Genomic DNA, 19739 nt, shown 5'->3' on the forward strand with positions numbered 1-19739 from the left:
ACGGCATATTCATGGTATACTAGGGTATGAGAGAGCTGTTCAGATACCCAAATATCCAAGCAGCCCGAACGGCTGCCTCCTATCGTCTCTTGAGCGACCAAGCGCTCCACATGATGGGGGTCGCCCATGTTGAGCAGGTCTTGGAGTCGCGACAATTCAAGATCATCTTCCGCAGTAAAAGCCAAACCCGCTTTCCCCAGTTGAAAGCCATCAAGAAGGGTGAGGCACTGTGGTGGGTCGTGGTTGAGGCTGCCATGTATCCCCACACTCCCTCGCTCAGGTCGGATGTTGCAAAAGAGGTGCTCAAGGCAGCCCGCCTTGAACAGGCACTCGTCATGTATGCACCGGTCATGCTCATCAACACCAAGTCCCAAAATCTCTCCCTGCCGAGCCAAAACGGCAACTTTTCCATTCTGTTCAACGGCTTCATCGAGGTGAGTTCACAGTCGCCTCGCAAAGGTAGGTAGGAAGCAAACGGCCGTAGCGGTCCTTGGTCGGACCCCATGAGAGCGTGAACTCTGCATGAAGAGGAAAGCTCAAAACATGTTCAATGAAGAACTCTTCACTGCAGGATGTGGTGCAAATGGTGCACTGTTCAGTCTCTCTTTGCTCAAGATCCAAGGCCTTGGTCGCCTGTTGGAGTGTTTGGTATAAATCAGGTTCGAGCGTCCGGTCGACCATGGTGGCGAGCAAGGGACTTGCCAGATACTCCTTGGAGCGTTCGATCAATGTTTGCTCCTGCTTTCCCATCCCCAACAAGCAGACCATCCCGTTTTGATACGATACAGCAACCATGGCCTTGGCTTCTCCTTCCTTTGCCAGTTCGATGGCTGCATCCAGGACCCTGCATTGCTCAATCTGTTGCAGCGATGAGTACTGCCCGGCAAGCTGCGGGTGGTCGACCAGGTGAAGATCGGCAAAGCTGAAAGGGTAGAGCAGCGAGAAATCCTGTAACGGTAAGCAGGCTGCTATGCCGCCTATGAGCTTGAGCTGCCCTAGATCGAAGAGATGCAGCAATTCCCCACGCTGATGCACCAGATGGTTGTAACGGATATGTTCAATGCAATTCATTCATGCGTCCTCTCTTCTTTGTACAGGTACACTTTGCTTGCAATAGCTTCAGCGCTTTGCTACAGTAGCCACATGAACACGCCCATTCATCTGGATTCAACCCTATTCTCAGGACAGACGTTTGCTTGGGTGAAGCAGAATGGTGTCTATGAGGCGGTTGTCGACAAGAATCTGGTCAGCTTTTCCGAAGAGAGCTTTGATTCCATGCTGGAGAAGCATGCAGCGCTGCGCCATTATTTTGACATGGGCTGGGAGTACGGAAAGGCCGAGGCATATCTGGCTTCCCTCGATGTTCATCTTGCTCGGGCGATCAAGACATGCAAGGGTTTGCATATCCTCAATCAGGATCCATGGGAGGTCCTGATGGCTTTTCTGCTCAGCCAGAACAACAACATCAAGCGCATCCGAAGCATGTACGAACGGCTGTCCAAGGAGCTGGGAAGCCATGTTGAAGGATCTTGGTATGCGTTTCCCCGTCCTCAAGAACTGCTGGGTATCAGCGAGAGGGATTTGAGGAGCCTGGGCATGGGCTTTCGCGCCCCTTACCTGCTGGATGCCATCCAGAACCATGAAGTGCTTTCCGGCATTCCCGGCCTGAACGACGACGAGGCATTGAGAGCCTTGCAAACCATACGGGGAGTAGGGGCGAAGGTGGCCTCCTGTGTTTTGGCGTTTGCCTATCATCGCCAGCAGGCTTTCCCCCTCGATACCTGGATGCTCAAGGTGATGAAGAAGCACTATCCAGGTCGTGATGCATCCTATTTCGCTCCCTATGCAGCGTTGGCCCAGCAATACCTGTTTCACTATGAGCGCACCCAAGGAGGCCTGCCGTGATTCCCCTCACCATTGTCGGCCTGCGATTCGACCACCTCGGTCCTGATGTACAAGAACAGTTCAGCTTTGAGGAAAGCAGGCTTCGCGAAGCGTGTGTAAAAATCAAGAAGCAGACGCAGGGCAAGTCCGTTCTGTTGTTGGCCACCTGCGACCGCATTGAACTGTGGTGCGAACAGCCGAAGAGCGAAACCATTGAACCGTTGCTGTGCAGTCTTTCGCTGCCGCCTCTTGCCTGGATGCATGAGACCTACAGCATCTCAACCGATGCGCTTCTTATGCATTGCTTCTCCCTCGCCTGCGGGCTGGAGAGTCCGCTCTTCGGCGAAGACCAAATCATCAGCCAGCTGCAGCAAGCGTATGAACGATCTCTGTCGGCAGGGTGTGCATCGAGCCTGCTTTCGTATGTGGTACGGGAGGTGGTCACCGTTGCAAAGCAGGTCCAGACACGGTTTGACCTGCAGGTAGTGGACCAGAGCATAGCCGAAGGCGTTCTCTCCCTGATAGCAGGCCATGAGAGCCAGCCGGTTCTTGTCATAGGAAGCAGCGCCCTTGCACGCTCGGTCGCCTCCCATTTGGTCCAACACGGGTTTGTTGTCTACATGACTATTCGTGATGAGCAGAAGGCTGACTATATTGTTCCTCCCAAGGTTGTGGCTGTACCCTATGAGCAGCGCTTCTCCTATCTATCTCTTTGCCATGTTGTAATCAGTGCAACCAAGGGTATGGAGTATACCTTGACAAAGGATCAGGTAGCAGGCGCCCATCTCCTTATCGATTTGGCACCGGTGAGGGACATCGATCCCTTGATCGAGGGTGTCTTTTGCATGGAAGACTTGGCTGTCGAGCTGCCAGAACGGGAACGTGAGAAACAAAAAGCCCTGCATCTCATTGAGGCGGCCTGTGAAAAGGTTGAGCAATACATCCTGTATCGGTCGACGGTTGGTGAGTTGCAAAGCCTTGCCGTCGATGCCGCCAATGATTTGGTCTATCGATTGCAAGCCCCTTTGAAGAAGTTTGGAGAGGGGAGCGGGGACTTCGCCCGGATAGTTCATGAGACGGCGCGCAAAGCCTTCAGTCATAGTCTGTACGCCCAAAAAAAATCGCAGGCAAAGCGTTGTCATCTCGATCTTTCCAAGCCGCTTGAGAACGGCCAAATCGGGTATGACGGCGATCCTACGGTTGTGATTTCACCGTTCCATACCATGGAAAAAGAGGGCTGGCGGCTGACACACCTGCAATTCGGTTCGCATTCAGCAACCCATATGGACAGTCCCGCCCATGTGTTGCCCAACGGTATGTATTTGGATGAAATTCCTGTTTCACGCTTTTTTGCCACTGCCTGTGTGCTGGACTGTTCCATGGGAGGTGATATCACCATCGAGATGGTGTCGTCTGTCGAACCTGACTGTGATGCCATTCTTTTCTATACAAGAGGCAATGCCTATCTGACAGGCGGGACGACAACCTATCTTCTGGAACGGGGGATTAGGATGTTCGGCTTTGACGCAGCGAATTGTGACAGGCCCGGAGACCTCTCGCTGCCCATTCATCATGCCATCCTTGGCCGTAATGCCTTGATACTTGAGAATTTGGCAAACTTGGAGCAGATACTCCACAAAACCGTGCAGCTGACCGCCCTGCCGCTCTCATTTGTGCATGCTGACGGCTCACCTGCCCGGGTTGTGGCAACCTATGAAGGTTAGAATACGGTAAACGTATTGGAAAATGTTCTACTCTCTCCCGCCTTGAGGTGCAGCATGCCTTCCATCTCGGAAAGTTCGGGATTTCTGCCTGCATCCTGGAAGCTGTACATCGGCTCGACGCAGACATAGGGGGCTTCGACTTTCTCCTTGGTCCAGATGACCAAGGTCGGAAGCTCGCCTCGGTCTACAATCACGCCCCTGTTGCCGTCCTTGCTTTTCAGCCCGACATGGCGGCTCTTCAAGCCGTTGAGTACGATCGGTCCCTTGTCCAGCTCCTCCCTGCTTAGTTCAAGAATGGTCTGATCTCGTAAGAAATCTGCTTGCTTGGTGAAAATTCCGTTGACCGGGTAGAGACGGTCGACGCTTTCAGGTGTTTCAAATTCCACATAGTACGATTGCAATTTTGCATCGGGCCCGTTCATGGCCAAGCTGAATGCCGGGTGCCAGCCGAACGTGCAAAAGAGATCTTCTTGTGCCTTGATGACTGCAGAGCTGGTGTAGCCGTTGTCCAAGAGGGTGTGAGTGACCGTGAGGCTGAACTCGAATGGATAGAAGACCCGGGTCCGATCGTCACTGTACAGGACGAATGAAGCCTCATGCTGCTTTGTCTCGATGGATGTGAAGCGTACATCACGGGCGAAGCCGTTGACCGGCATGGCATAGGTGCTGCCCTTGGCCTTGATCGTTCCGTTTGCAAGCGGCCCGGTGACCGGAAAGAGCAGCGGGGTGTGACGCGCCCAGAAGGTAGGATTGCCATCATACACGTACTGGACGGCCGTCTGTGTGTTGTACAGTGAGTGAATCTCGGCACCCACCTCTGAAATTTCCATTACGAGATTATTGTTTTGCAAGGTAATCATGCAGTTTCTCCCTTACAGGCATCGTACGGCAACTTCAACCTTGTTGCAAGTTCCATTGCCCATACCAAGGTCCCCTGTGCTATACTACAAGCAGTGGAGGAACCTGCATATGAGTACAAACGTAGTGTTTACGATCGGCAGACAGTTCGGAAGCGGAGGCAGACAGGTAGGGAAAACCCTGGCGGAGAAGCTTGGCATACCCTTCTATGACAAGGAGCTCATCGCCATCAGTGCACGCGACAGCGGACTGAGCGAGGCCCTGTTCGCGAATGCGGATGAGAAAGCCACCAGCAGCATCTTCTACTCGTTGGTGATGGGCAACTATCCCATGGCCAGCGGGGCGTTGGGAGTAACTGAGATGCCGCTCAACGACCAGCTGTTCCTCATCCAGAGCAAGACCATCAAGCGCCTTGCGTCAGAAGGCCCCTGTGTCATCGTCGGCCGCTGTGCCGACTACATACTCAGGGACATGGACAATGTGCTGAACGTCTTCATCCACGCAGAACTGAAAGACCGTGTTGAACGGGCGGTCCGGGTCTATGAAGTACCGCAGAACAAGGCGGAGGACGTGTGCCTGAAGGCGGACAAGCAGCGCGCGAATTTCTACAACTACTACAGCGACCGCAAGTGGGGCATGTGCCGTACCTACGATTTGAGTCTTGACAGCGGAATGCTGGGTATCGAGGGGTGTGTACAGCAGATCATCGAATTTGAGAAACTGTGGGAAGCCCACAAGGGCCAGGTGATTTGATGCTGATCGACCTCTTGGACAACCTTGAGTGGTATCGTCCTCTGCATCCTCATATACAAGCGGTTATCGACATCATGGACCGCAGTCTCCCCTATGAGGATGTTGCAGGACAGCATAGCGTCGACGGCCTTGGCTATGAGGTACTCTCGTATGTGACCGGCAATGAGGGCAGCCTTCAACGCGCTGGAGAGCGGCAGTTGCATGTCGTACTTGAGGGTGAGGAACTGATCAGCCTGCAGGACAAGAAGCAGCCTTTGGTGGTGGCACATCTGACTACCGGATCATTTGTGTTGGTTGCAAAAGGCGAGACCTATCGTCATCAACAGGTGCTCAATGGGGCCTGTGCGGTCAAGAAGGTGATTTTCAAATTGCCTGAGTCCGAGCTTTGAACCGATCTCGTTTACGCCAGAGGTGGGAGAGCATGAAACGCTCTCCCTCTTTTTCGTCCCGCGCCCTGATGGCATCGACAAGACGGCGGTGCTCGGCCTGCGTTTTCGCAATTCCTCGATCGTTTATGCTCTGGGCGAACAACAGGGCGGCTTCACTGAGATTCAAGCGGCTGTAGGTGAGTGTGAGCAAGTTGTTGCCGGCCAGTTTGACCAGCTCCAGGTGGAACTGGTAGTGCAGGGTGCTGAATGTCTGTACATCAAAGGCTTTGCCTGCGTTTTTGAGTGCATCCATACGATCGAGAATCTGATCCAAAATGGCGGGGTCGGCTCCGTTTTCACAAGCAAGACGGATGGCAAGCGCTTCCAAATACGCCCGCACCTCGGTCAATTGCTGGTAATCGACCATCGTTATGTCTTTGACATAGCTTCCGCTGTGGGCGATGATCACCACAAATCCGTCCTGCTCCAGACGCTTGAGCGCCTCCCTGACCGGGGTGCGTGAGCAGGAGAACTCTTTTGCAAGGGTGTTTTCGGAAAGCTTGGCGCCGTTGGGCAGCAAGCCTTGGCGGATTTGGCGCTTGAGATGGTTGTAGATTGAATCTATCAGTTGGTTTTTTGTCGGTGTGTCCATCACCGGTAGTATAGCCAAACCAATCATGTATGCCTAGCGCATGCATAAAAATGGCCGCATGCTGATGCTGCGGCCAAGTATGCTGGTACGAATGGTTATTTGTCGATTCCAACAAGCTCAATGTCGAAAATCAACAAGGAATTGGGAAGAATGGTTTCAGTTCCCATTTCACCATAGCCAAGGCCGGGGTGAATCCAGGTTCTGAGAACACTGCCGGTGTTCATGGTGAGCAATGCTTCGGTGAAACCCTCGATCAAGCCGCTTACCGGGAAATGTGCAGTCTGGCCCATATCATAGGAACTCTCGACCAAGGTGCCGTCGATAAGCTGCAGTTGGTAATTGACTTCCACCGTATCGGCAAGAGTCGGCTTGACACCGGCGGCGGGGGTAAGCACCTGGTACTGCAGTCCGCTGGCCGTGGTGACGACTCCCTCGTTGGTTGCATTCTGTGCAAGGAAGGCTTCTGCTTCTGCAAGGTTGGTGCCGGCGATTTCAGCAATCCATTTCTGGTATTCCTCTTCCAGAATCTGCTGATATTCGGTAAAAGCAACCTGCATCTCGGCATAGTTCATCAACAATTGATTGTCACAAGCATAATCCAAAGCTCCCTGGGCGTACAAGTCACCATTGACGGTGATTCCCTGACCTGCCATGTTGAGGGCGAGCAGGTAGCCGTAGGTATAGCTGAAGGCATCGGACAAGTCCTCCGGCTTTGGGAGAGCGGAGACTTCGCTGATGCTTGCATAGCTCTTTCCGTAGTCGGTTTTGGCAAGACCGGCATTCCAGACCTTCTCCTGATAATCATTGACATTGGTAAACAACTCTTCGAGGGTGAAGTACCCTTGGGGGACTTCGCTCATCGAGTCCTTGTACCCGTCGAGTGCTCCCTTTACGTAGTAGCCTGCATCGAAGAACAGCCCCTGTGCGGAGAATGACTGGATCAACAGATACCCGTAGGTGTAGCTGAAACGGTCGGTCAGGCTCTCAAGCTCGGTTGCTCGTTCAGTGCTGATGGAATAGGGCAGCACACCCAGTGCCACCAAGGGGTTGATATAGCGGATGTTCATGGCCTTGTTGTTGTTGTCAAGGACTACTTCAATGTAATCTCCTGCTACAAGGCTGGCGATAGGATAACTTGCATCAGTATAGGATCCTGCCTGGAACGTAATATCCTGATTATCGGCGCTTCTGGCCAACAGCGTTACCTGGCCATTCTGATTCATCGTGGTGAGGATGCGTACGGTTACTGCGGCCGGATCACTCTCTTTCATACCCATCGCGAAGAGGCTTGCAGAAATGAGGATCATGGCCAACAGGGTCACGACCACCTTTGTTCGATTACTCTTATTCATAGTCATTCCTTTTTGTAGGGTGGTTGCTTCTCTAGCAACTTCTTCATACTGTACGTTCTCTGAAGTCAAACGTCAATGCTCAATTTCTCAAGCTTGCGTCGACTATATTCCTTATTGTACTACATTATCATCAGATAGGTCTATTCTTGTAGTTTTGTGAACTTGCACATCATTGCCAAATAAAACATTGCATGCTAGGGTTACCAAACAACGAGGAGAACAGAGATCATGGCTGCCATTACCCGAAGTATTCCCAATGCACAGGACATACGGCTTTTATATGAGACGGTTCGCATCGCAGGTGAGGCGAAACGCAAGGGGAATCACCCCTTCGGGGCATTGCTGGCCGACAAGGACGGCAACATCCTGCTTGAACAGGAGAACAGCTATGAGGAAGGAGGCTCTGCAATGCATGCGGAAACCCTGTTGCTCTTCAAGGCATGCAAGCTCTACGACCCTTCCTTTCTTGCAACCTGTACACTCTACACCAATGCAGAGCCCTGTGTGATGTGCACCGGAGCTCTATACTGGACCAATGTCCGTCGTCTCGTATTCGGCATCACCGAAGCCAGGCTGCTTGAGCTTACCGGAGCCGATGAGCAGAATCCAACATTCGACCTTCCCAGTCATGAGGTGCTCGCCCATGGGCAGAAGGACATCGAGGTGGTTGGCCCGACCGACGACAAGGAGCTCGAGAAAGCCATTGTCGCCGACCATCTTTCATTCTGGGTGCACTGATGATTACGCTTCCCTATCTGCTCCAACATGAGAATATCTGCCGCCTGGAAGGCAAGCACCTTCTTATCGGTGATCGAAGAGCCTTCCCCTTTGAGAAACGATTCGAGGTCTGCAGCAGTGTCGATCAGGTCGCCGAATCCTTGCGTGCGATGGTGACGCAGGGGGGAGGACCACTTGAAGTCGCCTTGCAGACCATGGTATGGATAACGCGACTGATGCAAAGCGGAGAGCTGAGAGGCGGCTTTGCGACCCTTGCGGATGCTGCGAAGCAGCTTATGGCCGCAAGGCCGACCAATACAACCATGCAACGTGCCTTGCAAAGCCTGCTTGCAGCGGTCAAGGATTCTGCCTCGGACCTTGAGGCCCTTGATCATGCCGTGCAGACGCAGGTGGACCTCATGCTTGAAGGCTATGACAGGCTGTATCATCAGATGGGAAGGATGGGAAGCACCCTGCTGAAGCAGGATTCGGTGGTGCTCACCACCTGTTTTGCCGAGCATACCTTTCTGCTCTCCCTTGCCTATGCCAAGGAAAGCGGCAAGCACGTACGGGTCCTGGCCAATGAGACCAGGCCGTATCTGCAAGGCTCCCGCCTCACCGCCCCCAGTCTCAAAGAGATGGGCATTGAGGTGCAAGTCATTACCGATGGTATGGGTGCCTCCTTTCTTCATGCCGGGAAGGTGGATATGTACATGACCGCAGTCGATCTGCTCTGCATGGACGGGACGGTGGTAAACAAGGTGGGAACCTTGAGCAATGCAATCGCAGCACGGTACTACAACGTACCCTACTACGCATTCAGCATCTCTCCCGACCCGACCAAGCAGGGCGGCGCGGATGTGACGATGGAAATGCGGTCCCCTTCGGAAGTCACCCGGTGCATGGGCTCTCCCACCACCTTGGATTCCATCGGGGCCCTCTACCCGGCCTTTGATATCATCCCCTCCGAATTGGTGACTGCCTTGGTTACTCCCAAAGGCATCCTTGAGCCGGAGCACGTGAAGAGGAACTTTCCATGAAAGCAATCATTGGTGGAACCGGAGTCGATACGTTGGACGGCCTCAGCCTGAAACGAAGCATGGTGCAAACACGGTACGGCGAGGTTGAGCTGTTTATCACCGATCAACTGGTCTTTCTTCCCCGCCACGGCTCATCCCACTCTCTGCCGCCCCATTTGATCAACTATCGGGCAAATGTTGCAGCCCTCAAGGACTTGGGAGTCGATGAGGCGATCGGCATCTATGCAGTGGGGTCCATTTCCCAAGCCTTGAGCCCGGGAGAAATCGGTATTGTTTCAGACTTTGTAGACTGTACCGGAGGCTCGCGGGAACATACCTTCTTTAACGGGGGGGCCAGCGGGGTGCGGCACTGTGCAATGGACGACGTGTTTGACGCCTCGTTGAGAGAGCGGATGAATATTCTTGCACCACACATCAAGGACGCAGGAGTGTATGTGTGCACCAACGGCCCCCGGCTTGAGACGAAGGCGGAAATCCGTCTGTACGGACGGCTGGGCTGTGATGTGGTCGGGATGACATTGGCCACCGAGGTGTCGCTGCTCAAGGAGGCAGGCATCCGCTGTCTGGCTCTGGCATACAGTATCAACTGGACTGCAGGAGTCGGACAGGCGAATGTCAGCTTTATCGGCGATGCTGAGACAGCCGTCTTGAAGGAAGAGATGACTCAGCTGTGCTGCAAGACTTTGCTCAGCTGTTCCAACTGATACGGCGTGCTCTGGTACACGTGGTAGTTCAGCCAATTGCTGAACAAAAGGTGTGCGTGGCCCCGCCAGCGCACCTGTACCTCTTCACCTTGGTAATAATGTGACGGCTGCTCTAAAGAGAGGCCTGCTGCAAGGTCTCGTTGGTATTCATCGTGCAACGTCAACTCATCGTATTCGCTGTGGCCGGTCACAAAGACTTTCCGCCCGTCCTGACTGACAACCAGGTATAATCCAGCCTCCTCGGAGTCGGAGAGCACCACAAGGTCGTGTTCGAGGGACAGCCTTGACTCGTCCACGGCCGTATTGCGCGAGTGGGGTGCCCAAAATCGGTCATCGAAGCCTCGGACCAACGGGTGGTTTTTCTGACGCACGGTGTGGCTGTACACTCCCGAAAGCTTTTTAGGCAGGAGAATTTTCCCTATGCCATAGTGATGGTACAGGGCGGCTTGGGCCGCCCAACAGACAAAGAAAGACGAATACACGCGCTCATCAGCCCAACTGAGGATTTCTGTGAGTTCCTGCCAGTAAGCCACTTCTTCAAAAGCGAGGGTCTCAACCGGGCTGCCGGTAATGATCAAGGCATCGAAGCAGCGATCCCGAATTTGGTCGAATGTCTGATAAAATGTCTGCAAATAGGAACGTGGCGTATGCTTGCTTTGATACGTTGCGGTAGTCAGGAATGTCAGCTCCACTTGCAAGGCTGTATTGCCCAGCAGCCTGAGAAACTGTTGCTCCGTACGAATCTTGTTCGGCATGAGGTTGAGCAGGACTACTTGCAACGGCCTGATGTCCTGATGGATGGCCTGTTCTTTGGTCATGAAGAAAATGTTCTCCTGCTTCAGTACTTCGGCGGCGGGCAGGTCCCGGGGTATGGTTACCGGCATGATTTGCCTCCTATCGCATCAAAGGCTTGGGCCAGGTCGTCGATAAGGTCCTGTGCATGCTCGCACCCGATGGAGAGGCGGATGGTTGTACCCAGTATTCCCGCTCTTGCCTGCTCTTCTGCCGAAAGTTGAGAGTGCGTCGTGGTCGCAGGATGAATCACCAGTGATTTCACATCGGCAACGTTCGCAAGCAGGCTGAAAAGCCTCAGAGAGTCGATGAAAGCTCTGGCTTGTTCTTCGGTTCCCTTGATGTCGAAGGTGAAGATGCTGATACCCCCCTTGGGGAAGTAGCGTTTGTACAGCTCATGGTAGGGATTATCCGAGAGCAACGGATGCCTCACTGTTGCGACACAGGGATGGCCGGACAGGAAGGCGACCACTTTTTCTGTATTCTCTGCATGGCGGGCGACTCGCAAGGCGAGGGTTTCAAGGCCTTGGAGAAACAAGAATGAGTGGAAAGGCGACAGGCAGGATCCGGTATCGCGAAGGATGACGGCCCTGGCCTTGGTGATCCAGGCTGCACGACCGCATGCCTGGGTGAAGCTGATCCCATGGTAGCTGGGATTCGGCTCGGTGAGCGAGGGGAACCTGCCGCTTGAGAGCCAGTCGAAATTTCCGCTGTCGATGATGACTCCCCCAAGGCTTGTACCATGGCCGCCGATGAATTTGGTTGCCGAATGGACGATGATGTCGGCACCCAGTTCGATGGGACGTACCAGATACGGCGTGGCAAAGGTGTTGTCCACCACCAACGGTATGCCGTGTCGGTGTGCGATGAGCCCTAATTCTTCCAGATCGCACAAGGTCGCATTGGGGTTCCCTATGGTCTCTACGAACAGAGCCTTGGTGTGATCGGTGATGGCTTTTTCCACTTCATCAAGATTCGAGACATCCACGAATGTGGTGGTGATGCCCCACTCGGTGAGGGTGTGGGAGAGCAGGTTGTAGGTGCCTCCATAGATGGTGGAGGCTGAAACAAGGTGATCACCGGCTTTTGCAAGGTTGAGCAGGCTGTATGTAATCGCTGCCGATCCACTGGCAACGGCCAGAGCCGCTACACCTCCTTCAAGCGCTGCAATACGCTTCTCAAAGGCCTCCTGTGTGGGGTTTGTCAATCTGCTGTAGATATTGCCGGGTTCGGAAAGATTGAAGCGGGCCTCGGCATGGGCGCAGTTGTCAAAAACAAAACTGGTTGTCTGGTAAATCGGTACGGCTCTTGCCCCGGTTGCGCTGTCGGGTCTTTCCTGGCCTGCATGGAGGGCGATTGTTTCAAAACGATGGGTAGTCATAAATATCTCCTGGTATAAGAATGCACGAACGTATGTTCGTGGGTTTGATGAGACCAAGAGCGTCACATGTGGTCGACTACCGAGCCACAGCGAGGATGTTTTGCTTGTTTCATGGAATTTCCTTGAAGTTTTTAGGCGAGAGCCGTACGGCACATCATGGGATCTGAAGATTCAGTTGCGCTTTGCATCTGCATCATGGTGTGCCTCCTCCAAGAAAAATATCCTACCGAAAGGCTGGATTTTTCAGTAGTATAAATTTGATGCATTGATGAGTCAAGTAGTTTTGATAAAATTGCTAAAATAGTAAAAAACCGGGGATTGCTCCCCGGTTGGTTTGTTAGTCTTCGATGGCCATATAGGCATCATACTCTGCAAGCATATCCTTATCAGGATTCTTGTCCAGAAGACTGAATAGGATCATCAGAAGGGAAGCGAGGATGAATCCGGGAAGCAGTTCATAGACGTCAAAAAGACCACCGGATAGTTGTTTCCAAATAATTACGGTAAGCCCGCCGCCTACCATAGCTGCAATGGCTCCCTTTCGGGTTGCCCGTCTCCAAAAGAGGGCTGCGATAATGACAGGTCCAAAGGTCGCTCCGAATCCAGCCCAAGCATAGCTGACTACGTCGAAGATGGAAGAGGTGGGATCCATTGCAAGGAATATGGCGATGATGGTAATGACAATAACAGTGATACGGCTCACCAGAAGCGTTTCCTTGTCCGATGCGTCCTTGCGAAGCAGGGCCTTGTAGACATCCTTGCTGAAGGCTGATGAGGCTACCAAAAGCTGGCTGTCGGCAGTACTCATGCTGGCTGCAAGGATTGCACAGAGGAAGAAACCAGCGATGAATGTGGGGAAAATCTTCTGCATGCTGGCGATGAACACCGCCTCGGCTGCACTCTGGCTGTCATACGTCAGGGGAAGCAGGAACAGTTTGCCGACGACACCGACCAAAAGCGCTGCCGCCATTGCAATGGTGACCCAGACCATGGCGATTCTGCGACTGGTTTTGACTTCAGCGTTGCTTCGAATCGACATGAACCGGACCAGGATGTGGGGCATGCCGAAGTATCCCAAGCCCCAGGCGAGGGCGCTGAGAATCTGCAAAAAGCCGTAGGATGTTCCCGGAGGAGTGATGAAGGGGTTGATGAAGTGCTGGCCGAACTCACCTAGCTTGGCGAAGGTGTGTGCCGGTCCGCCCGTTGCGAACAATGCAATCAGTCCGGTTGCCACCAACGCAATGAACATCAGGCTGCCCTGGAGGAAGTCGGTTGCGACAACTGCAAGATATCCACCCAAGAGGGTATAGCCCAGGATTACCACCACTCCAAGAAGGAGGGCTGCATAGTAGTTCATCCCAAAGACAGAGGTGAAGAGTTTTGCACAGGCCAAAAAGCCGCTGGCTGTGTAGACGACAAAGAAAACGAGAATGATGATTGAGCTGATTGTCTGCAGGACTTTCGATTTGTCATGAAAGCGGTTTGCCAAGAATTCGGGGATGGTGATGGAATCTTTTGCATGGATGGTGTACTTGCGCATCCGCTTGGCAACGAAGAACCAGTTCAGGTATGTTCCGACCAACAGGCCTACCGCAGTCCAAAAGGCTTCCTGCAAGCCGGTGAAGTAGGCAAGTCCGGGAAGTCCCATCAAGAGCCAGCCGCTCATGTCCGAAGCTTCGGCGCTGAGAGCGGTGAACCAGGGTCCGATGGAACGACCGCCGAGGAAGTAGTCACTGGTGGACTTGGTCTTGCGGAAGGTGAAAAAGCCGATGGCCAACATGAGGCCAAGGTAGAGGGCAAACGCGAGGGCTGTAAGGAATTGATAGCTGTTCATGGATGATTCTCTCCCCAATAAAGACATCTTGGCTCAGAATACCTGTTGTAAAACCACGTTGCAAGAGCAAAACAGAACAGAATGTACTGATTATGCATAAATATGCATGTTTTGGTGCTGATACCATATGGTCTGCCACAGTTGGTTGTACAATTCGAGATCAGGCCCTAAATCGCTGATGTTGTCTGAATTGGACAAGTCATCGATGGAAAAGAATGGCTGGGTGGTTTTCGTATATGCCGATGCCCCGGTATTGGTCGTGGGCGGAAGGCTGAATGCATCCAAAAATACTGCGTTTTTCGAGCCAGAGGGAATGACCATGTTGTCGATATACATCATGCCTCCATCGGCAGGGATGAAGAAGCCGATGGTCGACCATTTCTCCTTGCCGATCTCGGCAAATACATTCTCCGGATGTACGACCACGAATTCGTCCCTGCTGAATGCTTTTCCGAAGGATTCGGAGTCGAATTTCACCAGGTTCGGTTTCCACTGTGAGTTTATCAGGTCGGTTGCCTGCCTCAGCTGGTCTTCGTCGGTGGAGTTTCCGCTATAGCCCGGGCATGCTTTGCAAACATCTTTTCGTTGGAGGCGAAATTGTCAATGACAACATCAATGCCGGTTTCTTCAGGGAGTCGGGGGTGTAATAGGTCCAGTTGTATAGGTAGAGCTTGCCATTCTATGTGTTGGTTTTTTTACAGCTCATGCCAGTCGGCAGGAGTGCAAAGACTGCCAGTAGAAGAAAAATCGGGATGCTTTGTTCATGACGCACCTCCAGACGAAATGATGCCTCCAACCTTAGCTGCTTGCAGCCACAGTCTTTAGAAATTTCCTGAAGATGAATGCGATGATCATGGTACCGAGAATCATAACGAACGACAGTGCGTTGATAACCGGAGAGACGCCGTAGCGAATCATCGAATACACGTACAGGGGTAGGGTACCCGAACCAGGTCCGGATACAAAGAACGTAATGACAAAGTCCTCCAGGGACATGGTGATACACATCAAAAACCCTGAGAGAACTGCGGGTATGATGCTGGGAATAATGACTTTGGTCAATGTCTGCCGTTCATTGGCCCCCAGATCCCTGGCAGCTTCCACAGTCGAATAGTCGAATTCGTCCAAGCGTGCGGAGACCATCATGAAGACAAACGGAAGGTTGAACGTCGTGTGCGCAACAAAGATGGTGAACATACCCAGTCTCACTTTTACTGCAGAGAAGAAAATCAACATGGAGATACCGATGATGACCTCGGGAAGGACCATGGGCAGGTAGCTCACCGTAGTGATGTAGCTCCTTCCATGGAAGCGGTACCACTTGATGCCGATGGCTGCAAGCGTGCCCAAGGTGGTTGCCGTGATGGAGCTTGTCAGGGCTATGATCAGGCTGTTCTTGAAAGCCGCCCACAAAGAAGGACTGTCGTAGATAAGGGTCTTGTACCAGACCAGTGAAGCATGGTCCCACTGCATACCTTTCGCACTGTTGAACGAGAAGAACACCACGACAAACAGGGGGATGAAGAGGAACACGACCACCAGTGTCAACATCACATAGGAGAATGAAAAACCTGTCTTGTTTGAGTATTTGTGGTAGTTCATTTTGTTCCTCGATGGGTGTGGTGTGCCTTGACGTTGTGTTCAAGTGCCTGCTGGGTGGTCTTCTTGAGCCCTCCTTCCTTTTGCATCTGCTCACGCTTGCCATTGTACAGCATCCAGAACACTCCGATCAGGGATATGAGGGTGAGAATCATGGAGAATGCTGAAGCAAGGGGCCAGTTCCTTGTCTTTGATACCTGATCGACGATGATGTTTCCGATCATGGTCGAGTCCTTGCCTCCGACCAACAAGGGAACCGTATAGGCTCCGAAGATGGGAATGAAGGTGAAGATGAAGGCGGTGCTGAGCCCGCTCTTGATGTTCGGGAACAGCACCCTGACAATGGAGCCGAGCTTGGTCGCTCCAAGGTCGCGCGCTGCATCGAACAGGGAGAAATCAAACTTGTCGATGGTGGTGAACAATGGAAGAATGGCGAAGGGCAGGTACATGTAGATAAGGACCAGTACTACAGCACCATTGTTGTAGATGAGCTTCAATCCCTCGTCGATCAAGCCTAGGCGAATGAGCAGGCTGTTGATGAAGCCTTCGGTGGAGAGGATGGAGATCCAGGCATAGATTCTGATAAGTGAGTTGGTCCAGAAAGGAATAATGATGAGAAAGAGCAAAAACGTCTGGTGCTTGCTCTTTGCCATGGCATACCCGCAGGGTATCGCTATGAGAATGCAAAGGAAAGTGGAAAGTACACTAATCCACAGTGTCCTGATCACAACCATTGCAAAACTGGGATTGAACATCTGCTTGTAGGCGGTGAGGGTGAATTCCCAAACAACACCTCCATACAGGCCGCGCTTCAAGAAACTGTAGAGAATGATGATACCCAAGGGGACCGTGAAGAAGAGGGTGAACCACAAGCCCATGGGACCACCATAGATGGTCCCCAGCAGTTGTTCACGTTCCCTTGGTTTGAGGGTCTTTTTCATCGGTCGGTATCCTTTACCAAGTAACCGTCAGTTGCTGTCCAACTGACGTAGACAGTGTCTTTCCACTCGATGTCCGGGCCATCCTCAAGGAACACCGTATGCTGCTTGAAGACTTTAACCTGTGTGGAAGGCTCTTGTTCGAGCTTTACATAGAACTTTGATTGGAATCCTGAATACACGGGCTCGTCAACGATTCCCTTGAACGTGTTCATTACTTTGGCCGTGGAGCGTGGAGGATTGGTGGATATTCTCACTTTCTCAGGGCGAATGGTAAAGTCAAACTTCGCCCCGATTGCCTGTGGTTCATAATCGGTAACCGATACCTCTCCTTTCAAAGCAGGAACATCAACTCGTACCAGGTACTCCCCCTCGTATGGTTCGCATGAGAGCACGGTGCAGGGAAAGCTGTTCGATTCCCCGATGAATTGGGCGACGAAGCGGGTTGCAGGAGCCTCATAGATTTCATAGGGGGTGCCGATCTGCAGTACTTTACCCTTGTTCATGACGGCAATGCGGTCGGATACAGACAGAGCTTCACTCTGGTCGTGAGTGACATAGATGAAGGTGATTCCGACTTTATCATGAATTTGGTCCAACTCAACCAACAGGTTTTGCCTGAGTTTTGCGTCAAGAGCGGATAACGGTTCGTCCAACAAAAGCACTCTGGGTTCATTGATGAGCGCCCTGGCAATGGCAACCCGCTGCTTCTGTCCGCCGCTGAGCATCGAAGGTTTCTTGTAGATGTGGTCTTCCAGTTGGACAAGGCGAACGTACTCCATTACCTTCGATTCGATTGTTTGCTTGTCCACCCGTCTGAGCCGCAAGGGGAAAGCAATGTTTTCATAAACGGTGAGGTGAGGGAACAGGGCATAGGTCTGGAACACCGTGTTGGATTGCCGTTTGTCCGGCGGCAAGGGCAGAATGTCCTTGTTGTCAAACGCCACGCTTCCAGTATCAGGGTAATCAAATCCAGCGATTATCCTCAGCAAGGTGGTTTTACCACACCCTGAAGGCCCCAGCAGTGAGAAGAACTCACCTTTGTTTATCTTGACACTCACCTCGTCGAGTGCCTTGAAATCGCCATAGGAGCGGGAAACCCGTTCGACATTAACTTCAACACCTTTCAATCTTTTCCATTCCCTCCACTCGTTTCAGGCACAGAATTTCCAAAACACACCGTCTTGGAGCCTTTACGATTTACTGCGAATATCGAATATTTCAGAGAGTCTGTCAAGCAGGTTGCCTAATATTTTTCCTTACGAGAAAATGCGTAAATAATGCATTTCCTAACAAAGAGATACAAATAAAAAACCAGCCTTTCGCTGAATCGAGTGGGCAACCCTGCATGATGGTGGCTTTGGGAAGAGAAAACACACCAAGCGTTCATGACGCTTGGTCACTGAAGGAAATCGATGCGTACAACCTCCCCGGTATCAGGATCCTCCCGATAGACTGCCGGGCCTTCTTCGTCATAACCATACCAGGTAAGGCGCGTGAACCTGAGCAGTTCTGCTTCCTTTGGAAAATCAAAGACCCTGCAATAATCAAAGCGATGCTGTGTTTGGATGCGAAGATCAAATGGCAACATCCCCTGATTCTCCTTTGCATACTGCATGTGAAACAGGCTTGTTTATGCATACGCACTTAAGCGCAGACAATTGTGTACTGAACGTTGAGCGAGGCCTTGCATCAAAGAAGTTCATTTTGGTGCCTCTCATGACACAAGCATAGGACCTTCTCTGCAAGGCGTCAAGATTTGACCAAGAAACTTCCCAAAAAACAGTACTTTTGCCAAGTAAGGCCGATCTCACGTTATGCCAGAAGCCGACAGCACAAGAATAAAAATGATGCCAACAAAACCGTCGGCATCGGATTTACGCCAAAGAGGTCTCGAACCTCTGACCTACTGCATAGAAGGCGCCATTTGAGGTTCATCAACATTTGTCAAAGACTATCATAAAAGATTAATAGATATAGAAATACAAACAGAAAAGAACAAGTGTTTTTATCAGGAACTATCAGTGTTTATACATCAATATAAGAGAGTATTAGGAAATTTGATGTAGAATTGGTGTAGGGTGTAACATGTATTAATCTTGGTCTTTATGATTATTACAGATTATACAAGTACAGGGTTCATTTCCATTGTAATGTCTTATTCCAACACATCTCTGCTTTCTATCTCTATCTCCACGTTTATAAATAATGCTAAATAGTTCTTCTTCTTGATTTTCTAGATATCTTCTAATAGCAAAAGCACATAAATCAGCGAGCTGCACCATACTGGTAAGTTCTGAATCTACAAATAGTGGTGTTTCTATGGTATTTTTTAAGTCTGTCCAAAAGGTTCCGTCATGATGAAATTTTTTCATCAAATCAGTTAGCTTTTTTGCTTCAGTCTCATTATTGTCATGAATTAGAAGACCAAAGTGCTTTGATTCACAATGAGGATTCTTTGAAAATACTTGCAAATATTTCTCAAACCTCGAAACTACTTGTTCAAAAGCTTGTTCATCGACTGATAGTCTAGCAATTGTGGGATTAAAATTCAATTTATTGATACATTCTGCGAATAATCGTACATCAGTCCAACTAGCTAATGTATTAGCAACATCGAATATGAAATTTTTTCGTTCAGCGTAAGTCAGATGTATATATTCTTTAGTCTTCTCGAAGTTCTTCTTCGTTTGTGTGTATTGTCTTGATTTACTTTTTGAGAGTCTTTGCAACTCTATAGTTCTTGCTTTTTTAACTTCAAACTGCCTTGTTGGAGTATCCATAGACTCAAAATTGGGTATTTTGGTTTGTTCATGGTATGGGCGAAGCAACCAAGCTGTATGAATTTCAGATCCGACTAATTCATATTTTGATTTAATTTTTTCAATCTGATTATCATATTTTTTCCACTTATTGATTGGAATGGACAGTCCTGCAAGGATATAGTGAGAAGTATTACCAGGGATTTGAGGAGTTCCAGATTCATCAATATAACAAAGACGCATCAGTAAACCTTCTTAAAAAAACGACTGGCGATGCGATGATAACATCGCTCGTGGAGACGCTTGGCGACTCCTTCCAGACGTGTTTATAATATAAGCTGAATGTTCCAAACTGTCAACGTGAATTAACGCAAATTTGCG

21 protein-coding genes are annotated in these 19739 nt (G+C 51.1%); 8 read left to right on the forward strand and 13 right to left on the reverse strand.

Features of this window, described 5'->3' with window-relative positions:
• Positions 1–26: 26 nt before the first annotated feature.
• Positions 27–467, forward strand: a complete 441-nt coding sequence (locus B3F49_RS04900; RefSeq protein WP_293891397.1) for a hypothetical protein — start codon at positions 27–29, stop codon at positions 465–467.
• Here the strand turns inward: B3F49_RS04900 and B3F49_RS04905 are convergent.
• The gene (locus B3F49_RS04905; protein ID WP_293909379.1) at positions 427–1071 is read right to left on the reverse strand and encodes a hypothetical protein; all 645 of its coding nucleotides are present in this window, start codon (positions 1069–1071) and stop codon (positions 427–429) included. The two genes, B3F49_RS04900 and B3F49_RS04905, sit on opposite strands and share 41 nt — an antisense overlap.
• Positions 1072–1143: 72 nt before the next feature.
• Here B3F49_RS04905 and B3F49_RS04910 point away from each other — a divergent pair, with 72 nt between their 5' ends.
• Both B3F49_RS04910 and B3F49_RS04915 read left to right on the forward strand, forming a co-directional pair.
• Complete coding sequence (locus B3F49_RS04910; protein WP_293909381.1) at positions 1144–1905, forward strand: DNA-3-methyladenine glycosylase family protein; 762 nt, start codon at positions 1144–1146, stop codon at positions 1903–1905.
• Positions 1902–3608, forward strand: a complete 1707-nt coding sequence (locus tag B3F49_RS04915) for a cyclase family protein (protein WP_293909383.1) — start codon at positions 1902–1904, stop codon at positions 3606–3608. The genes B3F49_RS04910 and B3F49_RS04915 overlap by 4 nt, the downstream gene beginning before the upstream one ends.
• Here B3F49_RS04915 and B3F49_RS04920 read toward each other — a convergent pair.
• Positions 3605–4468, reverse strand: coding sequence for a hypothetical protein (locus B3F49_RS04920; RefSeq protein WP_293891409.1), 864 nt, complete (start codon positions 4466–4468; stop codon positions 3605–3607). The two genes, B3F49_RS04915 and B3F49_RS04920, sit on opposite strands and share 4 nt — an antisense overlap.
• 109 nt (positions 4469–4577) lie before the next feature.
• Here B3F49_RS04920 and B3F49_RS04925 point away from each other — a divergent pair, with 109 nt between their 5' ends.
• Both B3F49_RS04925 and B3F49_RS04930 read left to right on the forward strand, forming a co-directional pair.
• A complete protein-coding gene (locus B3F49_RS04925) occupies positions 4578–5219 on the forward strand; it encodes an AAA family ATPase (protein ID WP_293891412.1) in 642 nt (213 codons plus the stop codon).
• Entirely contained in the window at positions 5219–5608 is a 390-nt protein-coding gene (locus B3F49_RS04930; RefSeq protein WP_293891415.1) for a hypothetical protein, read from the forward strand. The genes B3F49_RS04925 and B3F49_RS04930 overlap by 1 nt, the downstream gene beginning before the upstream one ends.
• Here B3F49_RS04930 and B3F49_RS04935 read toward each other — a convergent pair.
• Together B3F49_RS04935 and B3F49_RS04940 are read right to left on the reverse strand one after the other, a co-directional pair.
• A complete protein-coding gene (locus B3F49_RS04935; protein ID WP_293891418.1) occupies positions 5583–6239 on the reverse strand; it encodes a GntR family transcriptional regulator in 657 nt (218 codons plus the stop codon). The two genes, B3F49_RS04930 and B3F49_RS04935, sit on opposite strands and share 26 nt — an antisense overlap.
• Before the next feature lie 95 nt (positions 6240–6334).
• Positions 6335–7591 carry an FKBP-type peptidyl-prolyl cis-trans isomerase N-terminal domain-containing protein gene (locus B3F49_RS04940; protein ID WP_293909385.1) on the reverse strand — a complete coding sequence of 419 codons (1257 nt, stop codon included), beginning with the start codon at positions 7589–7591 and terminating at the stop codon, positions 6335–6337.
• A 228-nt stretch (positions 7592–7819) separates the two neighbouring features.
• On the opposite strand from B3F49_RS04940, the gene B3F49_RS04945 reads away from it, so the two are divergent.
• Genes B3F49_RS04945 through B3F49_RS04955 form a run of 3 tightly spaced genes read left to right on the forward strand, consistent with a single transcriptional unit; the run spans position 7820 to position 10052 of the window.
• Positions 7820–8329, forward strand: a complete 510-nt coding sequence (locus B3F49_RS04945) for a nucleoside deaminase (protein WP_293891424.1) — start codon at positions 7820–7822, stop codon at positions 8327–8329.
• Positions 8329–9348, forward strand: coding sequence for a translation initiation factor 2 (locus tag B3F49_RS04950; protein ID WP_293909387.1), 1020 nt, complete (start codon positions 8329–8331; stop codon positions 9346–9348). Before B3F49_RS04945 ends, B3F49_RS04950 begins: the two co-directional genes overlap by 1 nt.
• The gene (locus B3F49_RS04955; RefSeq protein ID WP_293909389.1) at positions 9345–10052 is read left to right on the forward strand and encodes an MTAP family purine nucleoside phosphorylase; all 708 of its coding nucleotides are present in this window, start codon (positions 9345–9347) and stop codon (positions 10050–10052) included. Before B3F49_RS04950 ends, B3F49_RS04955 begins: the two co-directional genes overlap by 4 nt.
• Here the strand turns inward: B3F49_RS04955 and B3F49_RS04960 are convergent.
• From B3F49_RS04960 to B3F49_RS05000, 9 genes are all read right to left on the reverse strand, one after another.
• Positions 10013–10936: a homoserine O-succinyltransferase gene (locus B3F49_RS04960; protein ID WP_293891433.1), complete on the reverse strand. Its 924-nt coding sequence runs from the start codon at positions 10934–10936 to the stop codon at positions 10013–10015. The genes B3F49_RS04955 and B3F49_RS04960 overlap by 40 nt on opposite strands.
• Complete coding sequence (locus tag B3F49_RS04965) at positions 10927–12225, reverse strand: O-acetylhomoserine aminocarboxypropyltransferase/cysteine synthase family protein (protein WP_293891435.1); 1299 nt, start codon at positions 12223–12225, stop codon at positions 10927–10929. Before B3F49_RS04965 ends, B3F49_RS04960 begins: the two co-directional genes overlap by 10 nt.
• Positions 12226–12562: 337 nt before the next feature.
• Positions 12563–14059, reverse strand: a complete 1497-nt coding sequence (gene putP, locus B3F49_RS04970; RefSeq protein ID WP_293891438.1) for a sodium/proline symporter PutP — start codon at positions 14057–14059, stop codon at positions 12563–12565.
• A gap of 90 nt (positions 14060–14149) precedes the next feature.
• On the reverse strand, positions 14150–14536 hold the full coding sequence (locus tag B3F49_RS04975; protein WP_293909392.1) for a hypothetical protein: 387 nt from the start codon (positions 14534–14536) through the stop codon (positions 14150–14152).
• A gap of 321 nt (positions 14537–14857) precedes the next feature.
• Positions 14858–15661, reverse strand: a complete 804-nt coding sequence (locus B3F49_RS04980) for an ABC transporter permease (RefSeq protein ID WP_293891444.1) — start codon at positions 15659–15661, stop codon at positions 14858–14860.
• A complete protein-coding gene (locus tag B3F49_RS04985) occupies positions 15658–16599 on the reverse strand; it encodes an ABC transporter permease (RefSeq protein WP_293891447.1) in 942 nt (313 codons plus the stop codon). The genes B3F49_RS04980 and B3F49_RS04985 overlap by 4 nt, the downstream gene beginning before the upstream one ends.
• A complete protein-coding gene (locus tag B3F49_RS04990) occupies positions 16596–17726 on the reverse strand; it encodes an ABC transporter ATP-binding protein (protein ID WP_293909395.1) in 1131 nt (376 codons plus the stop codon). Before B3F49_RS04990 ends, B3F49_RS04985 begins: the two co-directional genes overlap by 4 nt.
• Positions 17727–17995: 269 nt before the next feature.
• Positions 17996–18187 carry a hypothetical protein gene (locus B3F49_RS04995; protein ID WP_293891453.1) on the reverse strand — a complete coding sequence of 64 codons (192 nt, stop codon included), beginning with the start codon at positions 18185–18187 and terminating at the stop codon, positions 17996–17998.
• Between the two features lie 502 nt (positions 18188–18689).
• Positions 18690–19601 (reverse strand): DUF3800 domain-containing protein, encoded by a 912-nt coding sequence (locus B3F49_RS05000; protein ID WP_293909398.1) that lies wholly within the window; start codon positions 19599–19601, stop codon positions 18690–18692.
• Positions 19602–19739: the final 138 nt, after the last annotated feature.

This window comes from Sphaerochaeta sp. UBA5836 (assembly GCF_002432845.1).
Lineage (GTDB): Bacteria > Spirochaetota > Spirochaetia > Sphaerochaetales > Sphaerochaetaceae > Sphaerochaeta.